Source organism: Sphingopyxis sp. Geo25, from assembly GCF_949769135.1.
Lineage (GTDB): Bacteria > Pseudomonadota > Alphaproteobacteria > Sphingomonadales > Sphingomonadaceae > Sphingopyxis.
The window spans coordinates 554,788-579,617 of the sequence record NZ_CATKOZ010000001.1; the positions used below are offsets into that span (position 1 = coordinate 554,788).

Annotated in this window: 21 protein-coding genes; 18 read left to right on the forward strand and 3 right to left on the reverse strand. The window is 66.3% G+C overall.

What is annotated here, in order from left to right; all coding sequences use genetic code 11:
• Positions 1-185: 185 nt before the first annotated feature.
• From ahpC to QOL68_RS02850, 3 genes are all read left to right on the forward strand, one after another.
• Positions 186-749, forward strand: coding sequence for an alkyl hydroperoxide reductase subunit C (gene ahpC / locus QOL68_RS02840; protein WP_282946751.1), 564 nt, complete (start codon positions 186-188; stop codon positions 747-749).
• Positions 750-879: 130 nt separating this feature from the next.
• A complete protein-coding gene (gene ahpF, locus QOL68_RS02845) occupies positions 880-2,463 on the forward strand; it encodes an alkyl hydroperoxide reductase subunit F (RefSeq protein WP_282946754.1) in 1,584 nt (527 codons plus the stop codon).
• Positions 2,464-2,716: 253 nt separating this feature from the next.
• Positions 2,717-2,845 (forward strand): hypothetical protein, encoded by a 129-nt coding sequence (locus QOL68_RS02850; RefSeq protein WP_283404271.1) that lies wholly within the window; start codon positions 2,717-2,719, stop codon positions 2,843-2,845.
• On the opposite strand, the gene QOL68_RS02855 is transcribed toward QOL68_RS02850, so the two are convergent.
• Entirely contained in the window at positions 2,842-3,741 is a 900-nt protein-coding gene (locus QOL68_RS02855) for an AraC family transcriptional regulator (protein WP_282946758.1), read from the reverse strand. The two genes, QOL68_RS02850 and QOL68_RS02855, sit on opposite strands and share 4 nt — an antisense overlap.
• Positions 3,742-3,838: 97 nt before the next feature.
• On the opposite strand from QOL68_RS02855, the gene QOL68_RS02860 reads away from it, so the two are divergent.
• Positions 3,839-4,579, forward strand: coding sequence for an SDR family oxidoreductase (locus QOL68_RS02860; RefSeq protein WP_282946760.1), 741 nt, complete (start codon positions 3,839-3,841; stop codon positions 4,577-4,579).
• Here QOL68_RS02860 and glpD read toward each other — a convergent pair.
• On the reverse strand, positions 4,576-6,093 hold the full coding sequence (glpD, locus tag QOL68_RS02865) for a glycerol-3-phosphate dehydrogenase (protein WP_282946762.1): 1,518 nt from the start codon (positions 6,091-6,093) through the stop codon (positions 4,576-4,578). The two genes, QOL68_RS02860 and glpD, sit on opposite strands and share 4 nt — an antisense overlap.
• 183 nt (positions 6,094-6,276) lie before the next feature.
• Here glpD and zwf point away from each other — a divergent pair, with 183 nt between their 5' ends.
• The 10 genes from zwf to QOL68_RS02915 all read left to right on the forward strand — a co-directional run bounded on the left by zwf (position 6,277) and on the right by QOL68_RS02915 (position 20,507).
• A complete protein-coding gene (zwf, locus tag QOL68_RS02870) occupies positions 6,277-7,680 on the forward strand; it encodes a glucose-6-phosphate dehydrogenase (protein ID WP_282948248.1) in 1,404 nt (467 codons plus the stop codon).
• Positions 7,681-7,775: 95 nt separating this feature from the next.
• Entirely contained in the window at positions 7,776-9,617 is a 1,842-nt protein-coding gene (gene edd / locus QOL68_RS02875) for a phosphogluconate dehydratase (protein ID WP_282946764.1), read from the forward strand.
• Entirely contained in the window at positions 9,614-10,234 is a 621-nt protein-coding gene (eda, locus tag QOL68_RS02880) for a bifunctional 4-hydroxy-2-oxoglutarate aldolase/2-dehydro-3-deoxy-phosphogluconate aldolase (RefSeq protein WP_282946766.1), read from the forward strand. Before edd ends, eda begins: the two co-directional genes overlap by 4 nt.
• Positions 10,235-10,296: 62 nt before the next feature.
• Positions 10,297-11,886 carry an HAD-IB family hydrolase gene (locus QOL68_RS02885; protein ID WP_282946768.1) on the forward strand — a complete coding sequence of 530 codons (1,590 nt, stop codon included), beginning with the start codon at positions 10,297-10,299 and terminating at the stop codon, positions 11,884-11,886.
• 3 nt (positions 11,887-11,889) lie between these two features.
• The gene (locus QOL68_RS02890) at positions 11,890-14,232 is read left to right on the forward strand and encodes a glycerol-3-phosphate 1-O-acyltransferase (protein WP_282946770.1); all 2,343 of its coding nucleotides are present in this window, start codon (positions 11,890-11,892) and stop codon (positions 14,230-14,232) included.
• Positions 14,233-14,354: 122 nt separating this feature from the next.
• A complete protein-coding gene (locus tag QOL68_RS02895) occupies positions 14,355-15,959 on the forward strand; it encodes a wax ester/triacylglycerol synthase family O-acyltransferase (protein WP_282946772.1) in 1,605 nt (534 codons plus the stop codon).
• Between the two features lie 165 nt (positions 15,960-16,124).
• A complete protein-coding gene (locus tag QOL68_RS02900; protein WP_282946774.1) occupies positions 16,125-17,573 on the forward strand; it encodes a DUF3336 domain-containing protein in 1,449 nt (482 codons plus the stop codon).
• A gap of 1 nt (position 17,574) precedes the next feature.
• Complete coding sequence (locus QOL68_RS02905; RefSeq protein WP_282946775.1) at positions 17,575-18,429, forward strand: alpha/beta hydrolase; 855 nt, start codon at positions 17,575-17,577, stop codon at positions 18,427-18,429.
• Entirely contained in the window at positions 18,426-19,361 is a 936-nt protein-coding gene (locus tag QOL68_RS02910) for an alpha/beta fold hydrolase (protein ID WP_282946776.1), read from the forward strand. Before QOL68_RS02905 ends, QOL68_RS02910 begins: the two co-directional genes overlap by 4 nt.
• A gap of 144 nt (positions 19,362-19,505) precedes the next feature.
• Positions 19,506-20,507, forward strand: a complete 1,002-nt coding sequence (locus QOL68_RS02915) for an NAD(P)H-dependent glycerol-3-phosphate dehydrogenase (RefSeq protein WP_282946778.1) — start codon at positions 19,506-19,508, stop codon at positions 20,505-20,507.
• A 1-nt stretch (position 20,508) separates the two neighbouring features.
• Here the strand turns inward: QOL68_RS02915 and QOL68_RS02920 are convergent, their stop codons facing one another.
• Positions 20,509-21,135 carry a TlpA family protein disulfide reductase gene (locus tag QOL68_RS02920; protein WP_282946780.1) on the reverse strand — a complete coding sequence of 209 codons (627 nt, stop codon included), beginning with the start codon at positions 21,133-21,135 and terminating at the stop codon, positions 20,509-20,511.
• On the opposite strand from QOL68_RS02920, the gene argH reads away from it, so the two are divergent.
• Genes argH through QOL68_RS02940 form a run of 4 tightly spaced genes read left to right on the forward strand, consistent with a single transcriptional unit; the run spans position 21,134 to position 24,819 of the window.
• The gene (argH, locus tag QOL68_RS02925) at positions 21,134-22,510 is read left to right on the forward strand and encodes an argininosuccinate lyase (RefSeq protein WP_282948249.1); all 1,377 of its coding nucleotides are present in this window, start codon (positions 21,134-21,136) and stop codon (positions 22,508-22,510) included. The two genes, QOL68_RS02920 and argH, sit on opposite strands and share 2 nt — an antisense overlap.
• The gene (locus QOL68_RS02930; RefSeq protein ID WP_058454520.1) at positions 22,510-22,761 is read left to right on the forward strand and encodes a hypothetical protein; all 252 of its coding nucleotides are present in this window, start codon (positions 22,510-22,512) and stop codon (positions 22,759-22,761) included. The genes argH and QOL68_RS02930 overlap by 1 nt, the downstream gene beginning before the upstream one ends.
• A gap of 19 nt (positions 22,762-22,780) precedes the next feature.
• Positions 22,781-24,040 carry a diaminopimelate decarboxylase gene (lysA, locus tag QOL68_RS02935; protein WP_282946783.1) on the forward strand — a complete coding sequence of 420 codons (1,260 nt, stop codon included), beginning with the start codon at positions 22,781-22,783 and terminating at the stop codon, positions 24,038-24,040.
• 2 nt (positions 24,041-24,042) lie between these two features.
• On the forward strand, positions 24,043-24,819 hold the full coding sequence (locus QOL68_RS02940) for a precorrin-2 dehydrogenase/sirohydrochlorin ferrochelatase family protein (RefSeq protein ID WP_282946785.1): 777 nt from the start codon (positions 24,043-24,045) through the stop codon (positions 24,817-24,819).
• Positions 24,820-24,830 lie beyond the last annotated feature (11 nt).

The following is a 24,830-nucleotide window of genomic DNA, read 5'->3' on the forward strand; positions in this document are numbered from 1 at the left end:
GGGCAGCCGCGACGGTGGAGGGGGCCGTGTCGGAATTTCTCCGACATCGACGGGCGCCGTCGCCGCCACCGCATCACAATCGCTCCGTGATCGATATTTTCGATCAAAGCTCACGATATTTTCGCTTTTCGCACTGCAGCAAACATGGCTAGGGGGAGCCTCCAACAACAAAGGAGCTCTCCCTAATGTCCGTTTTGAACACGACCCTGAAGCCATTCAAAGCCACCGCTTACAAGGACGGCAAGTTCGTCGACATCAGCGACGAGAGCGTGAAGGGCAAGTGGGCGGTCTTCTTCTTCTACCCTGCCGACTTCACCTTCGTCTGCCCGACCGAACTCGAAGACCTCGCCGACATCTATCCGACGCTCCAGAAGATGGACGTCGAGGTCTATGCCGTGTCGACCGACACGCATTTCAGCCACAAGGCCTGGCACGACACTTCGCCTGCAATCGGCAAGATCAACTATTACATGGTCGGCGACCAGAACCATAATCTGTCGAAGAATTTCGAGGTTCTGCGCGAAGGCGTCGGCTTGGCCGACCGCGGCACCTTCGTGCTCGACCCGGAGGGCGAAATCCAGCTGCTCGAAATCACCCCCGAAGGTGTGGGCCGCAACGCCGCCGAACTGCTGCGCAAGATCAAGGCGCTGCAGTACTGGGTCAGCCACCCGGGCGAAGTCTGCCCTGCGAAGTGGGAAGAGGGCGCCGAAACGCTCGCGCCCTCGCTCGACCTCGTCGGCAAGATCTAAATAACAGAACCCGGTGGGCCTCTGCGAACGCAGGGGCCCATCTCCGGCCGGTTCCATTTTGCGCCATCCGGTGATGGGCACCCGCCTTCGCGGGTGCACAGGGATTTTTTCTCGAACAGGAGCTCTCCCCATGCTCGACGCCAATCTGAAGCAGCAGCTGCAAGGCCTCCTCACGAACCTTCGTGAACCGATCGAACTGATCGCGTCGCTCGGCGACGATGCCAAGTCGGCCGAGCTGGCGACCCTGCTCGACGACATTGCCGCGCTGTCGGACAAGGTCAGCGTGACCCGCGCCGACGACGATGCGCGCCGCCCCAGCTTCCTGATCCGCCGCGCCAGCGACGCGCAGGTCGCGGTCCGCTTCGCCGGCATCCCGATGGGGCATGAATTCACCTCGCTCGTCCTCGCGCTACTCCAGGTCGGCGGACACCCGCCGAAGGTAGCGCCCGAGGTGCTCGAGCAGGTCGCGGCGCTCGACGGCGACTTCCACTTCGAAACCTATTTCTCGCTGTCGTGCCAGAATTGCCCCGACATCGTGCAGGCGCTCAATCTGATGAGCGTCGTCAACCCGCGCATCACCCACACCGCGATCGACGGCGGGCTGTTCCAGGCCGAAGTCGAGGAGCGCAAGATCATGGCGGTGCCGACGATCTTCCTCAACGGCGAAACCTTCGGGCAGGGCCGCATGGAGCTCGAACAGATAATCGCGAAGCTCGACAGCGGCGCGGAGGCGAAGGCCGCCGAGAAGATCGCGGCGAAGGACGCATTCGACGTGCTCGTCGTCGGCGGTGGTCCCGCGGGCGCTGCGGCCGCCATTTATGCCGCGCGCAAGGGCATCCGCGTCGGGCTCGCCGCCGAACGCTTTGGCGGGCAGGTGCTCGACACGATGGGAATCGAGAATTTCATCTCGGTCCAGCACACCGAAGGTCCGAAGCTCGTCGCGCAGCTCGAGCAACACGTCAAAGACTATGATGTCGACATCATGAACCTGCAGCGCGCCGAAAAGCTGATCCCGGCGAAGGTCGAGGGCGGCCTCCACGAGGTCAGGCTCGCGAGCGGCGCGTCGGTTAAGGCGCGCACCGTCATCCTCTCGACCGGCGCGCGCTGGCGCCAGCTCGGCGTGCCGGGCGAGGACCAGTATCGCAACAAGGGCGTGGCTTACTGCCCGCACTGCGACGGCCCGCTCTACAAGGGCAAGCGCGTCGCGGTGATCGGCGGCGGCAACAGCGGCGTCGAGGCGGCGATCGACCTCGCCGGCCTCGTCGCGCACGTCACCTTGATCGAGTATGACAGCGAGCTGCGCGCCGACGCGGTACTCCAGCGCAAGCTCGCCAGCCTGCCGAACGTCAAGATCATCACCTCGGCGCTTACTACCGAAGTGCTCGGCGACGGCGAGAAGGTGACGGGCCTCAGCTACAAGGACCGCAACAAGGACGAACTGCACCAGGTCGAACTCGAAGGCGTGTTCGTCCAGATCGGCCTCGTCCCCAACACCGAATGGCTGAAAGACAGCGTCACCCTCTCGCGCCACGGCGAGATCGAGGTCGACCATCGCGGTGAGACGAGCCAGCCCGGCATCTTCGCCGCGGGCGACTGCACGACCGTGCCCTACAAGCAGATCGTCATCGCGATGGGCGAGGGGTCGAAGGCGGCGCTGGCGGCGTTCGACTACATGATCCGCCTGCCGGTGGAAGCCGAAGGCGAGGCGGCCTGATAAATCCTCCCTGTGGCGAAGCCATTGGGAGGGGGACCGCTCGCAAGGCGAGTGGTGGAGGGGGGCGTACGTCGCGCAATGGCCCCTCCGTCAGCGCTTCGCGCTGCCACCTCCCCATGCCTACGGCACAGGGAGGATTTTCTTTTATCGTCATGCCGGACTTGATCCAGCATCCATTTGCGGCGCAATGTCGCGTAGGGCCCGGATCAAGTCTCACGAGCCACCTGTCTCGTTCGAGGGAGACGAGGTTGCAATGGCCGAAAAGAAGAACCCACCCGCCCCGATCCCGCGCTGCCGTTTCGAGGAACTGGCCGAGGTCGAGAACCGGCTGCGCGAGGAAGCGGCGCGCAAGCCGAAGAAGCCCGCGCGCAAACCCGGCTAACCCGCCATCATCGCATAACGTTTCGGCGGCATCCCGACCTGCCGCGTGAACGCCGTGCTGAACGCGCTCGCCGACCCATAACCCACGCGTTCGGCAATCACGTCGAGCTTGCCCGCGCGGCGGCGCAGCATGTCCTTGGCCAGGCTCATCCGCCAGCCCTGCACATATTCCATTGGCGGCACCCCGACGATGCGCGCGAAACGGTCGAAGAAGGCCGAGCGCGACAGCGCCGCTTCCTTCGCGAGCGCCGCGACGGTCCACGGCCGCGCGGGCTCGTCGTGGATGCGGCGGATCGCGCCCGCCAGCCGCGCGTCGGCCAGCCCCCGTAACAATCCCGGCGGCGCTTCGTCGCTGCCGACCGCGCGCAGCGCCTCGACCAGCAGCACCTCGACCAGCCGCGCGAGCACAAGGTCGCGTCCCGGCCGATCCTCGCCGGTTTCGTCGCGCACCATCTGGACGAGCGCCGAAAGCCGCTCGGCGCCGCGCAAATGGATGATCCCCGGAAGCTGCGACACCAGCATCCCGGCGTCGGGCGATGCGAAAATGAAATAGCCGCCGAGCATCCGTACGTCGGGCGGCCCGTCCTGCCGCCCGTGGCGCACCTCGCCGGTCACGCCGATGCTCGCATGAGGGTCGAAGGTTGCCGGCTCGACGGGCTCGAAGCCCGACTGGGTGAAGCCGGGAGTCGCGGGCAGCAGAACGAAATCGCCCGCTTCGAGCGTGATCGGTTCCGCGCCGTCGACTGCGAGGCGGCACGATCCTTCGAGCACGGTGCAGAAACTCGGATGCCCGAACGACGAGTAACGCACCGCCCAGCGCCCCGCGCCGCTGATCCCTTTCGAGAAGACGGTGCTGGGGCGCAGCAGTGCGATGACATCGGAGAGCGGATCGGTCATATCAGGACTATTGCAAATGAAAAATGGATTTCAGATTATAGATAGTCCTGTCCTTCGTGACTAGGTGCTTTCTATCGCAAGCATGAAAGGACGAAAGATGAAGACCATCCTGATCACCGGCAGCTCGTCGGGCTACGGTCTCGAAACCGCCCGCCACTTCCTGGCCAGGAACTGGAATGTTGTCGCTACGATGCGCACCCCGCGTCTAGACCTCTTCGACACGTCCGACCGTCTCCGCGTCCTGGCGCTCGACGTCACCGACGCCGACAGCATCGCGTTGGCGATCGAGCTTGCGGGCCCGATCGACGTGCTCGTCAACAATGCCGGCATCGGCCTGTTCGGCGCGCTCGAGCATTCGCCGATGGCGAAGATCCGCGACGTCTATGCGACGAACACGCTCGGCACGATCGCGATGACGCAGGCGGTGATCCCGCAGATGCGCGAACGGGGCTCGGGCACGATCATCAACGTCACGTCGTCGGCAACGCTCGCGCCTTTCCCGCTCGCGGCGGCCTACACCGGCAGCAAGACCGCGATCCAGGGATTCACCGGCAGCCTCGCCCATGAACTCGCGCCACTCGGCATGTCGGTGAAGCTCGTCGAGCCGGGCTACGGCCCGACGACCGCGTTCGCGGCGAACACCGACATCAAGCTCGAGGATGTGCTGCCCGAACCCTATGGCAGCTATGCCGCGCCGATCCTCGCCGGAATGGCCGAACCGGCGCTGTTCACGACCGAGGGCGATGTCGCCAAAGCGGTGTGGGCGGCGGTGCATGACACGAGCGGCAGGTCGCACTTCCCAGCGGGCGCCGACGCACTGGCGCTGGTGGCGGCCTAGGCCGGCTGCGAGAGCGGCCGCTTGGCCTCCAGCCAGGCGGCCAGCTTCGCCACCTCCGCCTCGTTGAACAGCAGTCCCAGCTTGCTGCGCCGCCAGAGGATATCGTCGACGTCGCGCGCCCATTCGTGGGTCATCATCCATTCGACCTCGGCGGCGCTGAGGCCGTGGGCGATCTCGCCGCCGAGCGCATCCCAATCCTCGGCCTTGCCGAGCCATTGGGCCGCGTCGGTGCCATAGGCCTTGACGATCCGGTCGACGGTCGCCGAGGACAGGAAGGGGTGGGCGAGCTTGTAGCGGGCCCGCAGCGCCGCGGCGCCGCTGGTCGGGAAGGTTCCGCCCGGCAGCGGCGCCTTCGCGGTCCAGCGTTTGCCCGACAGCACGACCAAATGCTCCGCCAGCTTGTCGACCGCATGTTCGGCGACATGGCGGTAGCTGGTGATCTTGCCCCCATAAATGGTGAGCAAAGGCGCGCCCTCGTCGGTGTCGAGGTCGATCCGGTAGCCGCGCGTTGCCGCCTCGGGCTTGCCCGACCCGTCCTCGATCAGCGGCCGCACCCCCGAATAGGTCCAGACCACATCGGCCGGGACGACGGGCACCTCGAAATATTGGCTCGCGCCCTCGCAGAGATATTCGATCTCGTCGGCGCTCGCATGAATATCGCCGAGCGCGCCGTCATGGTCCTGGTCAGTGGTGCCGATCAATGTGAAATCGCGCTCATAGGGAATCGCGAAGAAGATGCGCCCGTCGGGAAGCTGGAAGAAATAGGCATAGTCGTGCTCGAACTTCCGGCGCACGACGATGTGCGACCCGCGCACCAGCCGCATCTTGTAGTCGGGCGGTGCCGAGGCGCGGCCGAGCACGTCGAGGACCGCCGGGCCCGCTGCATTGACAAGGCTCTTGCCCGTGAAGCGATAGCTGTGCCCGCGATCGTCGCTCGCCTCGACCACCCACAGCCCGTCCTCGACGCGCATCAGGTCGGCGCGGGTGTGCGTCTTGACCCGCGCACCGCGATCGGCGGCATCGCGTGCGTTGAGCAGCACCAGCCGCGCATCGTCGACCCAGCCGTCCGAATATTCGAAGGCCTTCACATATTGCGATTGCAACGGTTCGCCGGCGACATGGCGCCCCATATCGACCGAACGCGTCGCGGGCAGCTTCTTGCGTCCGCCGATATGGTCGTAGAGGAACAGGCCGAGCCGCAGCAGCCAGCGCGGGCGCAGCCCCTCGCGATAGGGCAGGACGAAGCGCAGCGGCCAGATGATGTGCGGCGCGATGCTCCACAGGATTTCGCGTTCCTTCAGCGCCTCGCGCACCAGTCCGAATTCATAATGTTCGAGATAGCGCAGCCCGCCGTGGATCAGCTTGGTCGAGGCCGACGAGGTACCGCGCGCGAGGTCGCCCGCTTCGAGCAGCAGCACGCGTGCGCCGCGCCCCGCGGCGTCGCGCGCGACCCCCGCGCCATTGACACCGCCGCCGACGACGATGACATCATAGGGGAGGGCGCTGTCGGGCATGGCCGCTCCCTAAGGCAAGTGTGGCGATTTTGCCAAGCGCAGACATCGTATGCGGCTTACGTATGCGCGTTGCATTCGCTGGGGGCATCCTCCAATTCTGAAAAGCTATTCAAGGGGACCCAAGTGAGCGTGAAAGTCGAGACCCTGATCCTGTTCGGCGCAACGGGCGACCTTGCGCAGCGGATGCTCTTTCCCTCGCTCTATAACCTTCACGTCGACGGGCTGCTTGCCGACGAGTTGACGATCATCGCCTCGGGCCGATCGAAGATGGAGCGTAGCGGCTGCCATGCGATGGTACGCGAAGCACTGGTCGACCATCTTCCTGCCGACCGGCTCGATGACGGTCACGTCGCGAGTTTCCTCGAGCGCATCGATTATTGTTCGGTCGATGCCGGTGCGGGGACCGGTTATGACGCGCTCGCGGCGCAGCTCGGCGACCGGCTCGGCCGGACGATCGGTGCCTATCTCTCGACCCCGCCGTCGATGTTCGGTCCGATCGCGCAGGGACTGAAAGCTGCGGGCATCGCTTGCGCCGAATGCCGTATCGCGATGGAAAAGCCGATCGGCCACGATCTCGCCTCCTCGCGCGAGGTGAATGAACAGGTGGGCGACGCCTTCGCCGAAGACCATGTATTCCGCATCGACCATTATCTCGGCAAGGAAACGGTCCAGAACCTTCTCGCGCTGCGCTTCGCGAACATGCTCTTCGAACCGCTGTGGAACGCGCAGGCGATCGATCATGTCCAGATCACCGTCGCCGAGACCGTCGGGCTCGAAGGCCGGGTCTCCTATTATGACGGGGTCGGCGCGCTCAAGGATATGGTCCAGAACCATATGCTCCAGCTGCTCGCGATCATCGCGATGGAGCCGCCGTCGAGCGTGTCGTCGACCGCGGTGCGCGACGAAAAGGTCAAGCTGCTGCGCTCGTTGCGCAAGCTCAAGGCCGACGACGTCAAGGCGCACAGCGTGAAGGGCCAGTACACGAGCGGGGCCGTGAATGGCGCCGCGGTCGCGGGCTATGCCGACGAACTCGGGCATCCGTCGAACACCGAAACCTTCGTCGCGATCAAGGCTTTCATCGACAATTGGCGCTGGAAGGGCGTGCCTTTTTACCTGCGCACCGGCAAACGGATGCCGCAGCGCAAGTCGGAGGTGCTGATCCAGTTCAAGCCGGTGCCGCACAATATCTTCGCGCGCGTGGGCGCGGGCAAGCTCGACGCCAACAGCATGATCATCAATCTGCAGCCCGAAGAAAATATCCGGGTCAAGGTGATGGCGAAGCAGCCGGGGCTCGACCGCGACGGCGTGAAGCTCAAAGAGGTCACGCTCGACGTGTCGCTCTCGCACAGCTTCGAGGGCGAGCGCCGCCGCATCGCATACGAACGCTTGCTGCTCGATTTCATCGAGGGCGACCAGACCCTCTTCGTGCGCCGCGACGAGGTCGAGGCGCAGTGGCAGTGGATCGATTCGATCCGCGATGCCTGGGCGGCGGTCGATATGGCGCCGCAGACTTACACGGCGGGAAGCTGGGGACCGTCGAGTGCAATCGCGCTGATCGAGCGCGACGGAGCGAGCTGGCATGACTGAGGCATACACGTCGCCCCCGCGAAGGCGGGGGCCGCTGGCAACCTTGCGCTGTGCCTATAGCGGCCCCCGCCTTCGCGGGGGCGACGAGGAAATATATGACTGATCTCCACCCAACCATCGTCCAGGTCACCGACCGCATCATAGAGCGCAGCAAACCCCGCCGCGCAGCCTATCTCGAGCTGATGGAGCGCCAGCGCGAAGCGGGGACGAACCGCGGCAGCCTCTCCTGCGGCAACCTCGCCCACGGTTTCGCCGCCGCGGGCGACGACAAGCCCATCATCCGCGCGGGCGCCGCGATGAACATCGGCATCGTCACCGCCTATAACGACATGCTCTCGGCGCATCAGCCCTATGGCCGCTACCCTGAGCAGATCAAGCTCTTCGCGCGCGAGGTTGGCGTCACCGCGCAGGTCGCGGGCGGCGTTCCGGCGATGTGCGACGGCGTGACGCAGGGACAGGCGGGCATGGACCTGTCCTTGTTCAGCCGCGACAATATCGCACAAGGCACGGTGATCGCATTGAGCCACGCGATGTTCGAAGGCGCGCTGCTGCTCGGCATCTGCGACAAGATCGTGCCCGGCTTGCTGATCGGCGCTTTGCGCTTCGGCCACCTGCCGCAAATCCTGATTCCCGCCGGACCGATGCCCTCGGGCCTTGCGAACAAGGAAAAACAGCGCGTCCGCCAGCTCTATGCCGAGGGCAAGGCGAGCCGCGACGAGCTACTGGAGGCTGAGGCGGCGAGCTATCATGGCGCCGGCACCTGCACCTTCTACGGCACCGCGAACAGCAACCAGATGATGATGGAGCTGATGGGGCTGCATATCCCCGGCAGCGCCTTCACCATCCCCGGCACCAAGCTCCGTCAGGAACTGACACGCGCCGCGACGCACCGGATTGCGCAGATTGGTTGGGACGGCGACGATTACCGTCCGCTGTCGCGCTGCATCGACGAAAAGGCGATCGTCAACGCCGCGATCGGCCTGCTCGCGACCGGCGGTTCGACCAACCATGCGATCCATCTGCCCGCGATCGCGCGCGCCGCGGGGATCATCATCGACTGGCAGGATTTCGACGAGCTCAGCCACGCAGTACCGCTGCTCGCGCGCGTGTATCCGAACGGCGCGGGCGACGTGAACAATTTCCATACCGCCGGCGGGATCGGCTATGTCGTGCGCGAATTGCTCGGGGCGGGCTTGCTCCATGGCGATGTGCTGACCGTCGGCGGGACGATGGCCGACTATGCCGCCGAGCCCGTGCTTGTGAACGACGAACTTCACTGGCAGGCCGCCCCTGTCGAGAGCCGCGACGATACGATGCTGCGCCCCGTTTCGGCGCCTTTCTCGCCCGACGGCGGGATGCGGCTGCTCGCGGGCAATCTCGGGCGCGCGATCATCAAGACGAGCGCGGTCGCCGAGGATCGCTGGACGATCGAGGCGCCGTGCCGCATCTTCGACGACCAGAATCAGGTGCTGACCGCGTTCAAGGCGGGCGAGCTCGATCGCGATGTCGTCGTCGTCGTCCGCTTCCAGGGGCCGCGCGCCAACGGCATGCCCGAATTGCACAAGCTGACCCCGGCGCTCGGCGTGCTGCAGGACAAGGGGTACCGCGTCGCGCTGCTCACCGACGGGCGCATGTCGGGCGCGAGTGGCAAGGTGCCTGCGGTGATCCACCTCTCGCCCGAAGCGCTGCCGGGCGTTGATGGCATCAGCGGTCCGCTCGCATATCTGAAGGATGGTGACATCGTCCGCGTCTGCGCCCGCAACGGCGAGGTGCTCGCGCTCGTCGATCCCGCCATCTGGGCCGCACGCACCCCCGCCGCCGCCCCGCCGCCCGCTCTCGGCGTCGGCCGCGAGCTGTTTGCCCTGTTCCGCCATCATGCCGACGAAGCCGAAAAGGGCGGGTCGGCCATCCTTGCTGCCATGGAGTCCGTCATTTGAGCCAGTCCATCGACCAGATCATGCGCCTCGCCCCCGTCATCCCGGTGATCGTGATCGACCGGGTCGAAGATGCGGTGCCGATGGCCGAAGCGCTCGTCGCGGGCGGATTGCCGGTACTCGAGGTGACCTTGCGCACCCCCGCCGCGCTCGACGCACTGACGGCGATGAAGGCGGTGAAAGGCGCGGTCGTCGGTGCGGGCACCGTGCTCGACCCCGCGATGCTGAACAGTGCGATCCACGCGGGCGCAGAATTCATCGTCTCGCCCGGCCTCACCGACACTCTCGGCAAGGCGGCGGTCGCAAGCGGCATTCCCTTCCTGCCCGGCACCGCCAACGCCGGCGACATCATGCGCGGCATGGACCTTGGCCTCTCGCGCTTCAAATTCTTCCCCGCGGCGACGAGCGGCGGCATCCCGGCGCTCAAGGCGCTCGCCGGACCCTTCGGAACCGCGCGCTTCTGTCCCACCGGCGGGATCAGCGCCGCGACCGCACCCGAATGGCTCGCGCTCGATGCGGTACTCTGCGTCGGCGGTAGCTGGATCGTCCCGTCGGGGCCGCTCGACCCGGCCCAGATCGAGGCACTTGCTCGCGAGGCATCGACGCTTTCGCGCCATTGATAAACGCCATCTTTACTGCCATCGTGCAGGGGAAAGCGGCAACATAGCCGTTTGGTGGGGAGATGCGCGTGCCGAGGCCGCAGCCGCATTTGGAAGAAGTACTCGCGTCCGAACCAGGATCGCATATTGCCGCGCTCTTCGATTTCGACGGAACGATCATCTCGGGCTATTCAGCGACCGCGATGCTGCGCGAGAAATTCCAGCGCCGCGAAATGTCGATGGAGGAGATTGCCGAGACCGCGCAGGTCGTCGCGCAGCACAGCCTCGGCCAGATCGGTTTCTCCGGGCTGATGTCCGCTGCCGCCAAATTCATGAAGGGCGTCGATGAGGAAAGCTTCGTCGAATTCGGCGAGGAACTGTACAAGAAGCATATCGCGCGGAAAATCTATCCCGAAACGCGCGCGATCATCGAGGCGCATCAGGCGAAAGGCCACCGCGTCGCGATCATTTCGTCGGCGACGATCTATCAGATCGAACCGACCGCACGCGACCTTGGCATCACCGACATCAAATGTTCGGCCTACGAGATCGAGGATGGCGTCTTCACCGGCGAGATCATCCGACCCTTATGCTTCGGCGAGGGCAAGGTGCTTGCGGCCGAGGAACTGGCGGCGGAGTACGGCCTCGATCTCGACCAGAGCTTTTTCTATTCGGACAGCGACGACGATATCGAACTGCTCGAACGCGTCGGCAAGCCGCGCCCGCTCAACCCCAACATGAAGCTGAAGGGCATCGCCGACGAGCGGGGCTGGCCGGTCCAGCGTTTCGCAAGTCGGGGCACGCCGTCGTGGATCGACTATACGCGCACCATCTATGCGACCGGCTCGCTCCTCGGTGCCTTCGCCGCGGGCCTTCCGATCTGGGCGCTCACCCGCTCGCAGCGCGAGGCGGCCAATTTCTCGATCGGCCTGTTCGGCGATTTTGCGACCGCGATCACCGGCGTCGAGCTCGAGGTCGAGGACGAGCGCCATCTCTGGTCGTCGCGCCCGTGCATCTTCATCTTCAACCACCAGAGCAAGGCGGACGTGATGATCCTCGCCAAGCTCATCCGCCGCGACATGGGCGGGGTGGGGAAGAAGGAGATCAGGGACATTCCGATCCTCGGCAAGCTGATGGAATGGGGCGGCACCGTCTTCGTCGACCGCGCCGACGGCAAGAGCGCGATCAAGGCGATGGAACCGCTCGTCGATGCGATCCGCCACGAGGGCAAGTCGATCTGTATCTCGCCCGAGGGCACGCGCACGCTGACCCCGAAGCTGGCGCCGTTCAAGAAGGGCGCCTTCCATCTGGCGATGCAGGCGGGCGTGCCGATCGTCCCGATTGTGATACACAACGCCACCGATGTCGCGCCAAAGAATGAGTTCGTGATGCGCCCCGCGACGGTGCGCGTCACCGTGCTGCCGCCGGTCGATACGTCGAAATGGAGCGTCAAGACGCTGAACACGCATGTCCGCGACGTGCGGAACATGTTCCTGCGCACGCTCGGCCAGACCGAGGAAGAGGACGAGGTGGCTGAAGCGCCGGCGCCCGAACCGGTGAAGAAGGCCGCGGCAAAGGAAGCGCCCGCCCAAAAGGCTCCAGCGAAGAAAGCGGCGCCCAAGAAAAAGGCTGCGCCTAAAAAGCCGGCCGCCCGCAAGGGAAAGACCGGCTAAGCGGTGGCCGACGGAACGCCCCGCAACCCGATCGTGGCGGAGGAGGCGGCCGACCGGCTCTACATCATCGACGCGCGCAACGGGGTCGAGCGGCGCATCTTGCTCGACTGGATCCGTTCGACGTCGGGCGACAGCGAACCGCAGTGGGCGAGCCTCGATATCGAGGACGGCGATCATGCGCTGCCCGTCGACGTGCTGCGCGCGCGGCTCGGAGGGGCGGCGTCGCGGCAGGTCGTGCCGCTGCGCGTCGCATGGCGCATCCCGGGCTTCGACCGCGACCGCGCGCTCAAGCTCCGCCACCTGATCTTCGGCGATCCGCGCCATCCGGGCTCGCTGCGCGCGCGGTTGATACTGCTTCGCGACCGGCGGCGCGCGCAAATCCTCGTCGGCGAGGCGGCGACGCTCGACACGCTCCGCGATCGTTTCTGTGCGCAGACGGGCGGCGGCGATGGCGAGGGCGCCGACAGCCCCGAATTCGCGAGCTTCGTCGCGCGGCAGGCAGCGCTGGCACTCGACGTCGCCGAGCGCGGCATCCGGGGAACACGATACAAGGTGCCGCGCTTCGTCGCCGACGGCCTGCGCACCAGCCCGAAATTCCGCGCCGCGCTCGCCGATCTCGCCGAGAAGACGGGGCGTCCGGTCGGCGATCTCTACCGCGAGGCACGGCCGCTGATGAAGGAGGTCATTGCGCGGCCGTCGGCGCTTTTTCTCGATCTTCGCGCACGTCTCGACCGCTTGATGTTCGGCGGCTACGCGCCCGAAATGGAGGTTGATGCTGCTGAGCTATTGAAATTACGCAGTATTTTACGCGAACATCCGACCGCGATCCTCTTCACGCACAAGACCTATATCGACGGCGCGACGCCGAGCCGCCTCACCTATGAAAATGATATGCCGATGCTGCACAGCTTCGGCGGCGCGAACCTCGACTTCGCGGTGATGGGCGAATTCTTCCGACGCTCGGGGATGATCTTCATCCGCCGCAGCTTTCAGGACCAGCCGGTCTACAAGCTCGTGCTGCGCCACTATATCGCCTGGCTCCTCGCCAAGCGCTTCCCCTTGAGCTGGGCGTTCGAGGGGACGCGTTCGCGCCTCGGCAAGCTGATGCCGCCCAAATATGGCCTGATGAAATATGTCCTCGATGCCGCGCACGCGACGGGCACGCAGGGCGTCCATTTCGTCCCCTTCGTCACCAGTTTCGACCTGATCCGCGACGTCGAGGAATATGCCGCGGAGCAGACCGGCCGGAACAAGAAGCCCGAAAGCCTGTCGTGGTTCCTCGGCTATATGAAGAGCCTGAAGGAACCCTCGGGCCGCATCCGCCTCGACATCGGCAATCCGGTGATCATCGACGAAGCCCCCGGCCCCGACGACAAGCGCGCGCTCGAACGGATCGCCTTCGCGGTCGCGGTCGAGGCGAACCGCGTGACGCCGCTGACCGTCACCTCGGTGATGTGCCTGATCCTGCTCGGCCTCGCCCCGCGCGGCGCGACCGCGGCCGAACTGCTCGCGGCGATTGCGGCGGTCACCGACTGGGCGCGCGAGCGCGGCATTCGCCTCAGCAGCGAACTCGAAAGCCGCGACGACAGCGCGCTCTCCGCCACCGTCGACACGCTCGTCGAGAGCGGTCTGCTCACCCGCTACGAGGCGGGCAGCGAGAATGTCTATTCGATCGACCCCGCCAAGCATCCGATGGCGAGCTATTACCGCAACATCATCGCGCATCATTTCCTCGATCGCGCGATGATCGAGCTGGCGCTGTTCCAGCTGCGCGAAAGCGGCGAGGGCGATGCGACCGCGGCCTTCTGGGCAAAGATCGACCGCCTGCGCGATCTGTTCAAATTCGAATTCTTCTATCCCCCGCGCGACGAGCATCGCGCCGCGATCGAGGCCGAACTCGCGCGCATCGACCCCGTCTGGGACCGCCGCCTCGCGAGCGGCGACCGCGGCGTCGCGCAGCTTATCCACCGCTGCCAGCCCGTCGTCGGACACGCGATACTGCTGCCGTTCGCCGAGGCCTATTCGGTCGTCGCCGAGCTGCTGACCCGCGCTCGGCCGGGGTACGAGGTCGATACGAAGACGCTGCTCGACACCGCGCTGGTCGAGGGGCGCCAGGCCTATCTGCTCCGCCGGATCAGCAGCGAGGCCGCGATCGGCAAGCTGCTCTTTGAAAACGGGCTGTCATTGATGCGGCATATGGGCCTTGCCGAGACCGCGACCCCCGACAGCCTCGCCGCACGGCGCGCGCTGCTCGCGGAACTTCGCGGGCTCGCGGGCGCCATGGAATCGATGCGCCTGTCGACGACGGCGCTTGCCGACAAACTACCGGGGGCAGGTGATGCATAAGCTGCCGCCTCATTCTCGTCATCCCGGCGAAGGCCGGGATCTCGCCGTTGCGTCCAGTTGCGAGGGCGAGATCCCGGCCTTCGCCGGGATGACGATATTGTGGAACTGCAAAGGAACCCGACATGCTTAAACAGCTCAGCGCGCAGGATGCCCAGTTCCTCTACACGCAGACCGCGAACAATCTGACACACATCATGGGGGTCTATATCTACGACCCCTCGACCGCGCCGGGCGGCTTCGTGCGCTTCAAGGACATCATCCGCCACGTCGAAAGCCGCGTGCACACCTCGCCGCTGTTCAAGCGCCGCCTCCACCGGCTACCGTTCGATCTCGACCATCCCTATTGGGTCGAGGACGAGCATTTCGACATCGAAGCGCACATGAGCCACGCGCGCCTGCCCGAGCCGGGCGACTGGCGGCAGTTCTGCATCGCGGTCGCGCGCTATTTCTCGAAGCCGATGGATATGAACCGGCCGCTCTGGGACATCTACATCATCGAGGGGCTCGACCGCATAACGGGGATTCCGAAGGGCAGCTTCGCGATGCTCCACCGCGTCCACCATGCCGCGGTCGACGGCGCGTCGGGCGCGCACGCCTTCATCGCGATGAGCGACATCGACGCGAAGGGCACCCCTGCGATTGCCGAGCCGCCGCCGGCCGAAGAGCTCGGCCGTCCGCCGTCGAGCGCCGAAACGGTGACACGCGCCTGGTCGGCGTCGATGCAGTCGCCGGTGAAGTTCATGAACGCCCTGCTCAAGGTTTCGCCCGCGATCGTCGCGTCGGCGCGCAAGTCGATGGCCGAGGGCGGGATGACCGCCGGCGTTCCCGAAACGCGCTTCAACGCCCCCGTCGGCCCGCACAAGATGTTCGACGGAACGACGGTGGCACTCTCTGACGTCGCCGAAATCCGCAAGAAGGTGCCGGGTGCGACGGTCAACGACGTCGTCCTGACCACCGTCGGCGGCGCGCTGCGCAAATATCTCGCGAAGCACAAGGAGCTGCCGAAAGAGAGCCTTGTCGCGGTCGCGCCGATCAATTTGCGCGGCAAGGAAAAGGGCGCGGGGAAAGCGAGCACGCCCGGCAATCAGGTCTCCGCGATGAGCGTGCCGGTGCGCACCGACATCGCCGACCCGCTCGCGCGCCTCGCGGCGATCCGCGACTATACGGTCGAGGCGAAAGAGGCGAAGGCGGGCGTCAGCGCGCGGATCATGACCGACCTGTCGCAGCATATTCCCGGCGCGACGATGGCCGCGGTCGCGCGCATTATCACCAGCGAGCGGTTCGCGGTGCGCGGGACGAACCTGTTCATCTCGAACGTGCCCGGCGCGCAGGTGCCGCTCTACCTCGCGGGCGCGCAGCTCGTGCAGCAGCACGGCATGGCGCCGCTCGCGAACAATATGGGGCTGTTCGTCGCGACCCCAAGCTACAACGGCCGCATCGCCTTCTCGATCATCAGCGAGCGCGCGATCATGCCCGACATCGCCTTTTTCCGGACATGCATCGACGAAAGTTTCGCCGACCTGATGGCGGCGACGCCGAAGGCGGAGAAGGCGCCCGCCGCACCGAAAACCGCCACGGCAAAGCCAAAAGCGGCGCCCAAGCTGGCCACGAAACCCAAGGCAAAAGCGAAGCCTGCCCCGAAACCTGCCACCAAGCCGAAGGCGAAAGATAAGGCCCTTGTGAAGGGGAAGAAGAGGCCCCCTCCTTCTTCGTCATCCCGGACTTGATCCGCGATCCACTTTTGCGCCGGCGTGATGGATCCCGGATCAAGTCCGGGATGACGACAGTGGGTGTCCGGGTCGACGAGTGCGCGACAGCGATGTCAAAACAGTTGCCAAAGACAACGTAACCAGCAAGAATCGCTAAAAATAGAAACAATGCAGGATGACCGAATGATTTTTGCCCCGACGCTCAGCGCTGACGCCGAGCTTGTACGCGCATCCGACTATGCCGCCTGGTCGAAAGCGGCGCTTGCCGCGGACGTAAAGTCGGGAATGCAGGCGTGGCGCGATTCCGACGAGAGCCGGCATTTCGATTATAAGGCCATTCGGGCAAGGCTGGAAAAGCTTCGCAAACTGTCGGCGGCGGGTGACGTCAAGGGGCTGCTTTTCGTCCTCAACGAGGGCATCCACGGCAATATCGACGGCATGGGGGCCGAGCGCCTCTACCAGAAAGCGCGCTTCGGCACGAAGAAGCTGATCGAGGCCTATGTCGCCGAGGTCGTCGCCGCGCTCGACAAGATCGCCGCATCGCGCTCGATCCCGCGCGAGGAGAAGCGCGACTTCTTCCGCCGCGCGCAACATTGCTACGGCCGCTCGGCGCTCTTGCTCTCGGGTTCGGGGAGCTTCCTCTTCTTCCACGTCGGCGTCGTGAAGGCGCTCTGGGAGCAGGGCGTGCTGCCGAACATCCTCGCGGGATCGAGCGGGGGATCGATCGTCGCCGCGATCGTCTGCACGCGCAAGGACGCCGACGTCGGGCCCTTTCTCGACAGCAAGCGTCTCGCCAATCCCGCGCGCGATCCCGAGATGAAGCGTCTCGCGCCCGACGAGGTGCGCGACCGCCTTGCCGAACTGATCCCCGACCTGACGTTTCAGGAAGCATACGAGATCAGCGGCCGCCACCTCAATGTCTCGGTCGCTCCCGCGGAGAAGTATCAGAACGGCCGCCTCCTGAACGCGATCACCGCGCCGAACGTGCTGATCCGCGAAGCGGTGCTGGCGTCGTGCGCGGTGCCCGGCGTCTTCCCGCCGGTCATGCTGATGGCGCGCGACGAGGACGGCAACCGCGTGGCCTATCAGCCCGACCGGCGCTGGGTCGACGGATCGGTGACGCACGACATTCCGACCAAGCGGCTCGAACGGTTGTACGGGGTCAACCACCATATCGTCAGTCAGGCGAACCCGCTCGCGCTGCCCTTCGCGACCGATACGCGCAAGCAGATGGCGCCGATCGAGGCCATTCAACACGCGTCGATCGCGACCTTCAAGGCGTGGCTCAACGCGAACATGGTGATTTTCCAGAAGCCGCTCGAACTGGTGCCGCCGCTCAACAGCCTCGCGAACATGGCGCGTTCGGTGATCAACCAGGAATATACCGGCGACATCAACATCATCCGCCCGCCCAAATTCTGGTCGCCGACGAAGATCCTGTCCGACCTCGCGCAGGACGACATCGACGAACTGATCGACACCGGTCAGCGCACCGCCTGGCCGAAGGTCGAGATGGTGCGCACCCAGACCGCGATCAGCCGCGCGCTCGACGCGATCCTCGCCAAGATCGACAAGGCCGGCGACGACGGCCCCGGCCACCGCAGCTCGGCGCTGAAGAAAGCGGTCCGCTAACATGCCCGCGCTGACGCTGCCTGCCGGATCGGCCGGCGCCGGCGCGAAGCTGCACGTCACCCACTGGCTTCCCGAAGGGCGACCAAAGGCGGTGATCCTGCTGGCGCACGGCTATGCCGAACATGCCGGGCGTTATGCCTATGTGGCGAAGCGGCTGACCGACGCCGGCTACGCCATCTATGCGGTCGACCATTGGGGCCATGGCGCCTCGGACGGCGAGGGCGGTTTCGTGCCGCGCTTCTCGGCCTTCCTCGATGGCATGAGCGAATTGCTGACGCTCGTCGAAGTCAATCATGGCGACGCGCCGCGCCTGCTCCTCGGCCACAGCATGGGCGGCCTGATCGCCACCCTGTTCCTGATCGAGCGCCAGCAGGCTTTCGTCGCGGCAGCGCTTTCCGGCCCTGCGATCTTGCCCGCCGAGCCGCCGTCGCGTTTCACCGTGTGGATCAGCCGCTTCCTGTCGCGCTTCTTCCCGCGTCTCGGCGTGCTGTCGCTCGATGCGACCGGGGTCAGCCGCGATCCCGCGGTGGTCGCCGCCTATCAGGCCGACCCGCTCGTCTATGGCGGCAAGATCGGCGCGCGGCTCGGCAAGGAATTCATGGACGCGATGGCGGTCGCGCAGGCCGACGCGCCCAAGATCCGGCTGCCGATCCTGATCCAGCATGGCGAGGCCGACCGGCTGACCGCGCCTGCCGGATCGCGCTATCTGTTCGAGCATGTGTCGTCGGTAGACAAGAGGCTCGAGATCTATCCGGGCCTGTTCCACGAGATCTACAACGAGCCCGAGCGCGATGCGGTGCTGGGCGACCTCATCGGCTGGTTCGACCAGCATAGTCCTGGTGGAACCGGATCGTGAATTTCTTCATCCTCCTGCTCATCTCGGCGGTCGTGTTCCTGACGCTGCTCTATCTGTTCTTTCCCGAGCAGATCGTGCTGCTGGCGCGCTGGCTGATGCGCAAGCGCGCGCGTGTCGTCCGCAAGTCAGTGACGGTCGACGGCCGCACCTGGCCTTATCTGGAGGGCGGCGATCCGTCGAAGCCGACCCTCGTGATGGTGCACGGCTTCGGTGCCGACAAGGATCACTGGACCTTTTATGCGCCGTGGCTGACGAAGGACTATCATCTGATCGCGCCCGACCTGCCGGGCTTCGGCGAGAACGACCGCGACGGCGAATTGCCCTTCGACGTCGGCAGTCAGGCCGCGCGGCTGAAGGGTTTTCTGGATGCGCTCGGCATCGACCGCCCGCATCTCGGCGGCAACAGCATGGGCGGCTGGATCGCGCTGCGCTTCGCGATCGATTATCCCGGGGCGCTGCGCACGCTGACGCTGATGAACAATGCGGGCATCCTCGGCGCCGACGAAAGCGAGTTGCAGAAGCTCGCCGCGAACCGCGACTATAATCCGCTGGTCATCGCCAATCTCGAGGACGCCGACCGGCTGATCGCCTTCGTCGTCCGCAAGCCGACCTATGTGCCGGCACGGCTCAAGCCGGTAATCTACGCGGATGCGCTGAAACATCGCGACCTGCTCGACAAGATCTTCTGGACGATCGCCGATGAGATGGAGGCGAAGCCGCTCAACGACGAGCTTCACAAGGTGACGGTGCCGACATTGATCATCTGGGGCCGCCACGACAAGCTGATCGATGTCAGCTGCGTCGCGGTGCTCGAAAAGGGGATCGCGCGCAGCAACAGCCATATCTTCGAGCATGTCGCGCACGTCCCGATGATCGAGGATCCGAAAGCGACGGCCGAGGTCCAGCGCGCGTTTCTGGACGAGCACCCCTGAACCTTCGTCATCCTGGACTTGATCCGGGATCCACGACAAGCGCGCGGTGATGGACGCCGGATCAAGTCCCGGGTGACGAATGGGGCAAACGCCTTGCCAACCCCCTCATCCCGCGCCACTCTCACCCTCAACAGGGAGAGACATATGCGCCTCAAAGTAGGCCTGCTCGGCGGGGGTAGCTGGGGAACGACGGTCGCCTCGGTCGTGTCGCGCAACGCGCCGATCACGCTCTGGGCGCGCGATGCCGAGACGGTCGACGGCATCAACGGCGCCAGCGAGAACCGCAAATATCTGCCGGGCATCAAGCTGCCCGCGGCGCTCCGCGCGACGAACGACATGGCCGAGGTCGTCGCCGGTGCCGATGTGCTGGTCATGGGCGTCCCCTCGCACAGCTTCCGCGGCGTCCTCGAGGAAGCGCGCAACCATCTTCGCCCGTGGGTGCCGGTCATCAGCCTCACGAAGGGCTTGGAGCTTGCGTCGGGCAAGCGGATGACCGAACTGATCGAGGAAATCCTGCCCGGCCACCCGGTTGGCGTGCTGACCGGCCCGAACCTCGCGCGCGAGATCATGACGGGGCAGGCGGCGGCGAGCGTACTCTCCATGGAAGACGAGATTGTCGTCCGCGCGCTCCAGCCGGTGTTCCACTCGGGGCTGTTCCGCGTCTACACGAACACCGACCTGCTCGGCTGCGAGCTGGGCGGCGTACTCAAGAATATCATCGCGATCGCGGTCGGCATGGGCGACGGGCTCGGCGCCGGCGACAATACGCGCGCCGGGCTGATGACGCGCGGGCTGGCCGAGATCACGCGGCTCGGCGTCGCGATGGGCGGGCGGCCCGAAACCTTCGCGGGGCTCACCGGCATGGGCGATCTGATCGCGACCTGCACCAGCCCCTTGAGCCGCAATCGCCATGTCGGGGTCGAACTCGGCAAGGGGCGGCATATCGACGAGATCATCGCGGGGATGAACATGGTCGCCGAAGGGGTGAAGAGCGCCCCGACGGTGATGGCGCTCGCCGACAAATATGACTTGGCGATGCCGATCGCGCGCGACGTGTTCGACGTGACGCAGGGCAAGCGCGACGCCCGCGAGGTATTTCGCGGCCTCCTGAAATCGAGCGTCGGCGACGAAGCGCACCCGGGGTGAGCTAAGCCCCCGCCTCGGCCAGCAAGGCCTTCGCTTCGTCTCCCTGCCAGTCGATCGCGCCGACGACGCGCCAGACTTCCTTGCCCCGCGCGTCATAGAGTATGCTCGTCGGCAAGGCGCTGGCCGCGGCGTCGAGCAGGCCGTTCTTGGGGTCGAGATAGGGCTGCAGCGCCTTGAGGCCTGCCTTCTGGAACCAGGGATCGACAACGGCGGCGCCCTGCAGATCCTGCGCGACCGCGATCACTGTCATGCGCTCGCCATGCTGCGCCGCCAGCGCGTCGAGCGTCGGCATTTCGGCGACGCACGGCGCGCACCAGGTCGCCCACAGGTTGACGAGCAGCGGCTTGCCGCGGAACGACGCGAGCGTCACCGGCGCGTCGTCGGGCCCGGTAAAGCTCACCGCGGGGGCGGCTTTGCCCGCATTGGCGCGGTCGACGATATGCTTGAAGGCGCCGACGTCCCTCGCTTCGCCGGATGAAATATTTGCTTGGGGCGCCGCGGCTTGCCCGTCGGCCTGCTTTTCCCTATCGCAGCCCGCGATCAGCGATCCGGCGAGCATCAGCGGCAGGATCATCGGCAATTTGGTCAGGGCGCGGCGAATGGCGGATACTCCGGACAGCAACAGCATGTGGGGCGGCCGCTTCGGTGGCGGACCCGCGGCGATCATGCAAGAAATTAACGCCTCGATCCCCGTCGACAAGCGATTGTGGGAAGAAGATATCGCCGCCAGCCGGGCGCACGCGGCGATGCTGGGCACCTGCGGGATCATCAACCCCGACGATGCGGCGCAGATCGACCGCGGTCTCGCGCTGATCGCCGACGAGTTCGCCGAACGGGGCGTGCCGGTCGACCTCAGCCTCGAAGACATCCACATGACGGTCGAATCGCGGCTGAAGGAACTGGTCGGCGAAGCCGCCGGGCGCCTGCATACCGCGCGTTCGCGCAACGACCAGGTCGCGACCGATTTCCGCCTCTGGGTGCGCACCGCGTGCACCCGCATCGACGCGGGGCTTAAAGCGCTGCAGACCGCGCTGCTCGCGCGCGCCGAAGACCACGCCGACAGCATCATGCCGGGCTTCACGCACCTGCAGGTCGCGCAGCCGGTGACGCTCGGCCATCACCTGCTCGCCTATGTCGAGATGTTCGCCCGCGATCGCGGACGTTTCGCCGATGCGCGCCGCCGCCTCAACGAATCGCCGCTCGGCGCCGCCGCACTCGCGGGGACCAGCTTTCCGCTCGATCGCCACGCGACCGCATCGGCGCTCGGCTTCGACCGGCCGATGGCGAACAGCATCGACGCGGTGTCGGACCGCGACTTCGCGCTCGAATTCTGTGCCTCGGCCTCGATCGCGGCGATCCACCTCTCGCGCCTAGCCGAAGAAATCGTGATCTGGGCGAGCCAGCCCTTCGGGTTCGTCAGCCTGCCCGACGCCTGGTCGACCGGCAGTTCGATCATGCCGCAAAAGCGCAACCCCGACGCCGCCGAACTGGTGCGCGGCCGCGCGGGCCTGCTGCTCGGCGCCTTCCAGCGTCTTGCCGTGATCGTGAAGGGGCTGCCGCTCACCTATTCAAAGGATCTGCAGGACGACAAGGAAACGGTGTTCGGCGCCTTCGACGCGCTTGCGCTGTCGCTCGCCGCGATGACCGGCATGGTCGAAACGCTGACCTTCCGCACCGACCGGATGCGCGCGCTCGCCGCCTCGGGCTTCTCGACCGCGACCGACCTTGCCGACTGGCTGGTACGCGCGGCGGGGGTGCCGTTCCGCGAGGCGCATCATATCGTCGGTGCCTGCGTGAAACGATGCGAGGAGCTTGGCGTTGAGCTGTCGGCGCTGCCCGCCGCCGAGGCCGCCGCGATCCACCCCGCGGTCACCCCCGATGCGCTCGCGGCGCTGACCGTCGAGGCTTCGGTGGCGAGCCGCGTCAGCTATGGCGGTACCGCGCCCGAACGGGTAAGGCAGGCCATTGCCGCGGCCCGCGCCGCGCTGGAAGGACAGGATTGATGGCGACGAAGCGCCTCATCGCGACCATGATCGCTGCCGCCGCGCTGCTCGGCGCGTGCGGTGCAAAGGAAGATCTGAAGCCGGCGGCGAACCAGCCCGCGCCGGTCGTTCCCGTCGGCGCGACAAGCGCCCCGACCACGGAGGAGCTCACGACGCCTGACGCGCAGGCCCGGCCCGCGCGCAGCGACGAACTTCTCAAACGGTCCGAACGCCGCGAACCCGACGATTTCGATCTGCCGCCTCCGGGCTGAGCTTCAGGACTTTCGACCCATGGACCATTTTGAATACCGCGACGGCGTCCTCCACGCCGAAGACATTCCCTTGCCGCGCATCGCCGCCGAAATCGGCACCCCCGTCTATGTCTATTCGCGCGCGACGCTCGAACGCCATGCACAGGTGTTCGCCGAGGCGCTCAAGGATATTCCCAGGAAGCACATCGCCTTCGCGATCAAGTGCAACCCCAATCTTGGCGTGCTGCGCGTCCTCGCGCGGCAGGGCTATGGCGCCGACGTCGTCTCGGGCGGCGAGCTCGAACGCGCGCTCGCGTCGGGCATGGCGCCGCAGGACATCGTCTTTTCGGGGGTCGGCAAGACGCGCGCCGAGCTGGCGCAGGGCCTCGACCGCGGCATCGGCCAGTTCAACATCGAGCATGAGCCCGAGGGCGTCGCGCTCGCCGAAATCGCGCTCGCGAAGGACATGACCGCGCCCGCGGTGCTGCGCGTCAATCCCGACGTCGATGCGGGAACGCATGCGAAGATCTCGACCGGCAAGGCCGAGAACAAGTTCGGGGTCGGCATCGACGTCGCGCCCGAAATCTTCGGCCGCCTCGCCGCGCTGCCGGGGCTCCAGATGCGCGGCATCGCGCTCCACATCGGTAGCCAGCTCACCAGCCTCGCGCCGCTGGAGGCCGCGTTCGAGCGCGTCGGCCGCCTTGTCGCCGACCTCCGCGCCGCGGGGCACAGCATCACCCACGTCGACCTCGGCGGCGGCCTCGGCGTGCCCTACCGACCCGACGACAATCCGCCGAGCCCGGCGGAGTATGGCGCGATGGTCGCGCGGGTGACGAAGGACTGGGACGTCACCTTGATGTTCGAGCCCGGCCGCGTGATCGCGGGCAACACCGGCGTCCTGCTCACCGAGGTGCTGTGGGTGAAGCCCGGCGCGACCAATCCCTTCGTGATCGTCGACGCCGCGATGAACGACCTCGCGCGTCCCGCACTGTATGACGCGTACCATGACTTCGTCGCCGTGGCGCCGACGGGCGAGACGATGACCGCGTCGATCGTCGGACCGGTGTGCGAGACGGGCGACACGTTCGCGCGCGACCGCGTGATCGACAAGGTCGAGTCGGGCGATCTCGCGGTGTTTCGCACCGCGGGCGCCTATGGCGCGACGATGGCGTCGACCTACAACAGCCGCGGCCTCGTTCCCGAGGTGCTGGTCGATGGCGACCGCTATATCGTCGTCGCCGACCGCATCGCCGCGGGCACGATCATGGCCGCCGAGCGCGTTCCCGACTGGATCGACTGACGATGCAGCAGTTTCCCGTCTTCCTCAACCTTGCCGGCCGCACGGTCGTGCTGGTCGGGGAAGGCGAGGCGGCCGAAGCAAAGGCGCGTCTCGTGACGCGAGCGGGCGGGCGGATCGTTCCGGCGTGGGAAGAAGGCGCGACCATCGCCTTCGTCGCGCTCGCCGATGACGAAGCGGCGCGCGCGGCGGCGGCAGAGCTGCGCGCGCGCGGTCTGCTCGTCAATGTCGTCGATCGTCCCGATCTCTGCGACTTCACGACCCCCGCGATCGTCGACCGTGCGCCGGTGACGATCGCGATCGGGACGGGCGGTGCGTCGGCCGGGCTCGCCAAGGCGGTGCGCCAGCGGATCGAGGCCTTGCTGCCGTCGCGGCTCGGCGCGCTCGCTTCGGCGCTCCATGCCGCGCGCGGTACGATGAAGGCGCGCTGGCCGGCGGCTGCCGACCGCCGCCGCGCGATCGACGCGGCGCTCGCGGCGGGAGGGGCGCTGGACCCGCTCGATCCCGCGGCGGCCGACAAGGTCGGCGAATGGCTTGACGGTACGGCAGAAACTGTCCCCCCGCGCCTCGAAGTCATCCGCCTCTCCGGCGATGACCCCGACGATCTGACGCTGCGCGCCGCTCGGCTGCTCGGGGAGGCCGACCATATCTTCCATTCGCCGGCCGTCCCGGCCGCGGTCCTCGACCGCGCGCGCGCCGATGCGGTGCGGCATGTCGCCGATGCGCCGCCCGGCGATCCGCCGCCGGGGCTGTCGCTGTGGATTTCGGAGAGCGGTAGCTGACGAACGGAAGT

Bases quoted from the DNA above. Each gene is read 5' to 3' on its own strand.
- QOL68_RS02905 (WP_282946775.1), top strand. From the start codon at position 17,575: ATGCCCGCGCTGACGCTGCCTGCCGGATCGGCCGGCGCCGGCGCGAAG.
- QOL68_RS02900 (WP_282946774.1), top strand. From the start codon at position 16,125: ATGATTTTTGCCCCGACGCTCAGCGCTGACGCCGAGCTTGTACGCGCA.
- QOL68_RS02940 (WP_282946785.1), top strand. From the start codon at position 24,043: ATGCAGCAGTTTCCCGTCTTCCTCAACCTTGCCGGCCGCACGGTCGTG.
- QOL68_RS02860 (WP_282946760.1), top strand. From the start codon at position 3,839: ATGAAGACCATCCTGATCACCGGCAGCTCGTCGGGCTACGGTCTCGAA.
- QOL68_RS02850 (WP_283404271.1), top strand. From the start codon at position 2,717: ATGGCCGAAAAGAAGAACCCACCCGCCCCGATCCCGCGCTGCCGTTTC.
- QOL68_RS02920 (WP_282946780.1), bottom strand. From the start codon at position 21,135: ATGCTGTTGCTGTCCGGAGTATCCGCCATTCGCCGCGCCCTGACCAAA.
- QOL68_RS02885 (WP_282946768.1), top strand. From the start codon at position 10,297: ATGCGCGTGCCGAGGCCGCAGCCGCATTTGGAAGAAGTACTCGCGTCC.
- QOL68_RS02915 (WP_282946778.1), top strand. From the start codon at position 19,506: ATGCGCCTCAAAGTAGGCCTGCTCGGCGGGGGTAGCTGGGGAACGACG.
- edd (WP_282946764.1), top strand. From the start codon at position 7,776: ATGACTGATCTCCACCCAACCATCGTCCAGGTCACCGACCGCATCATA.
- QOL68_RS02855 (WP_282946758.1), bottom strand. From the start codon at position 3,741: ATGACCGATCCGCTCTCCGATGTCATCGCACTGCTGCGCCCCAGCACC.
- QOL68_RS02895 (WP_282946772.1), top strand. From the start codon at position 14,355: ATGCTTAAACAGCTCAGCGCGCAGGATGCCCAGTTCCTCTACACGCAG.
- lysA (WP_282946783.1), top strand. From the start codon at position 22,781: ATGGACCATTTTGAATACCGCGACGGCGTCCTCCACGCCGAAGACATT.
- QOL68_RS02930 (WP_058454520.1), top strand. From the start codon at position 22,510: ATGGCGACGAAGCGCCTCATCGCGACCATGATCGCTGCCGCCGCGCTG.
- ahpC (WP_282946751.1), top strand. From the start codon at position 186: ATGTCCGTTTTGAACACGACCCTGAAGCCATTCAAAGCCACCGCTTAC.
- zwf (WP_282948248.1), top strand. From the start codon at position 6,277: ATGCTCTTTCCCTCGCTCTATAACCTTCACGTCGACGGGCTGCTTGCC.
- glpD (WP_282946762.1), bottom strand. From the start codon at position 6,093: ATGCCCGACAGCGCCCTCCCCTATGATGTCATCGTCGTCGGCGGCGGT.
- ahpF (WP_282946754.1), top strand. From the start codon at position 880: ATGCTCGACGCCAATCTGAAGCAGCAGCTGCAAGGCCTCCTCACGAAC.
- argH (WP_282948249.1), top strand. From the start codon at position 21,134: ATGTGGGGCGGCCGCTTCGGTGGCGGACCCGCGGCGATCATGCAAGAA.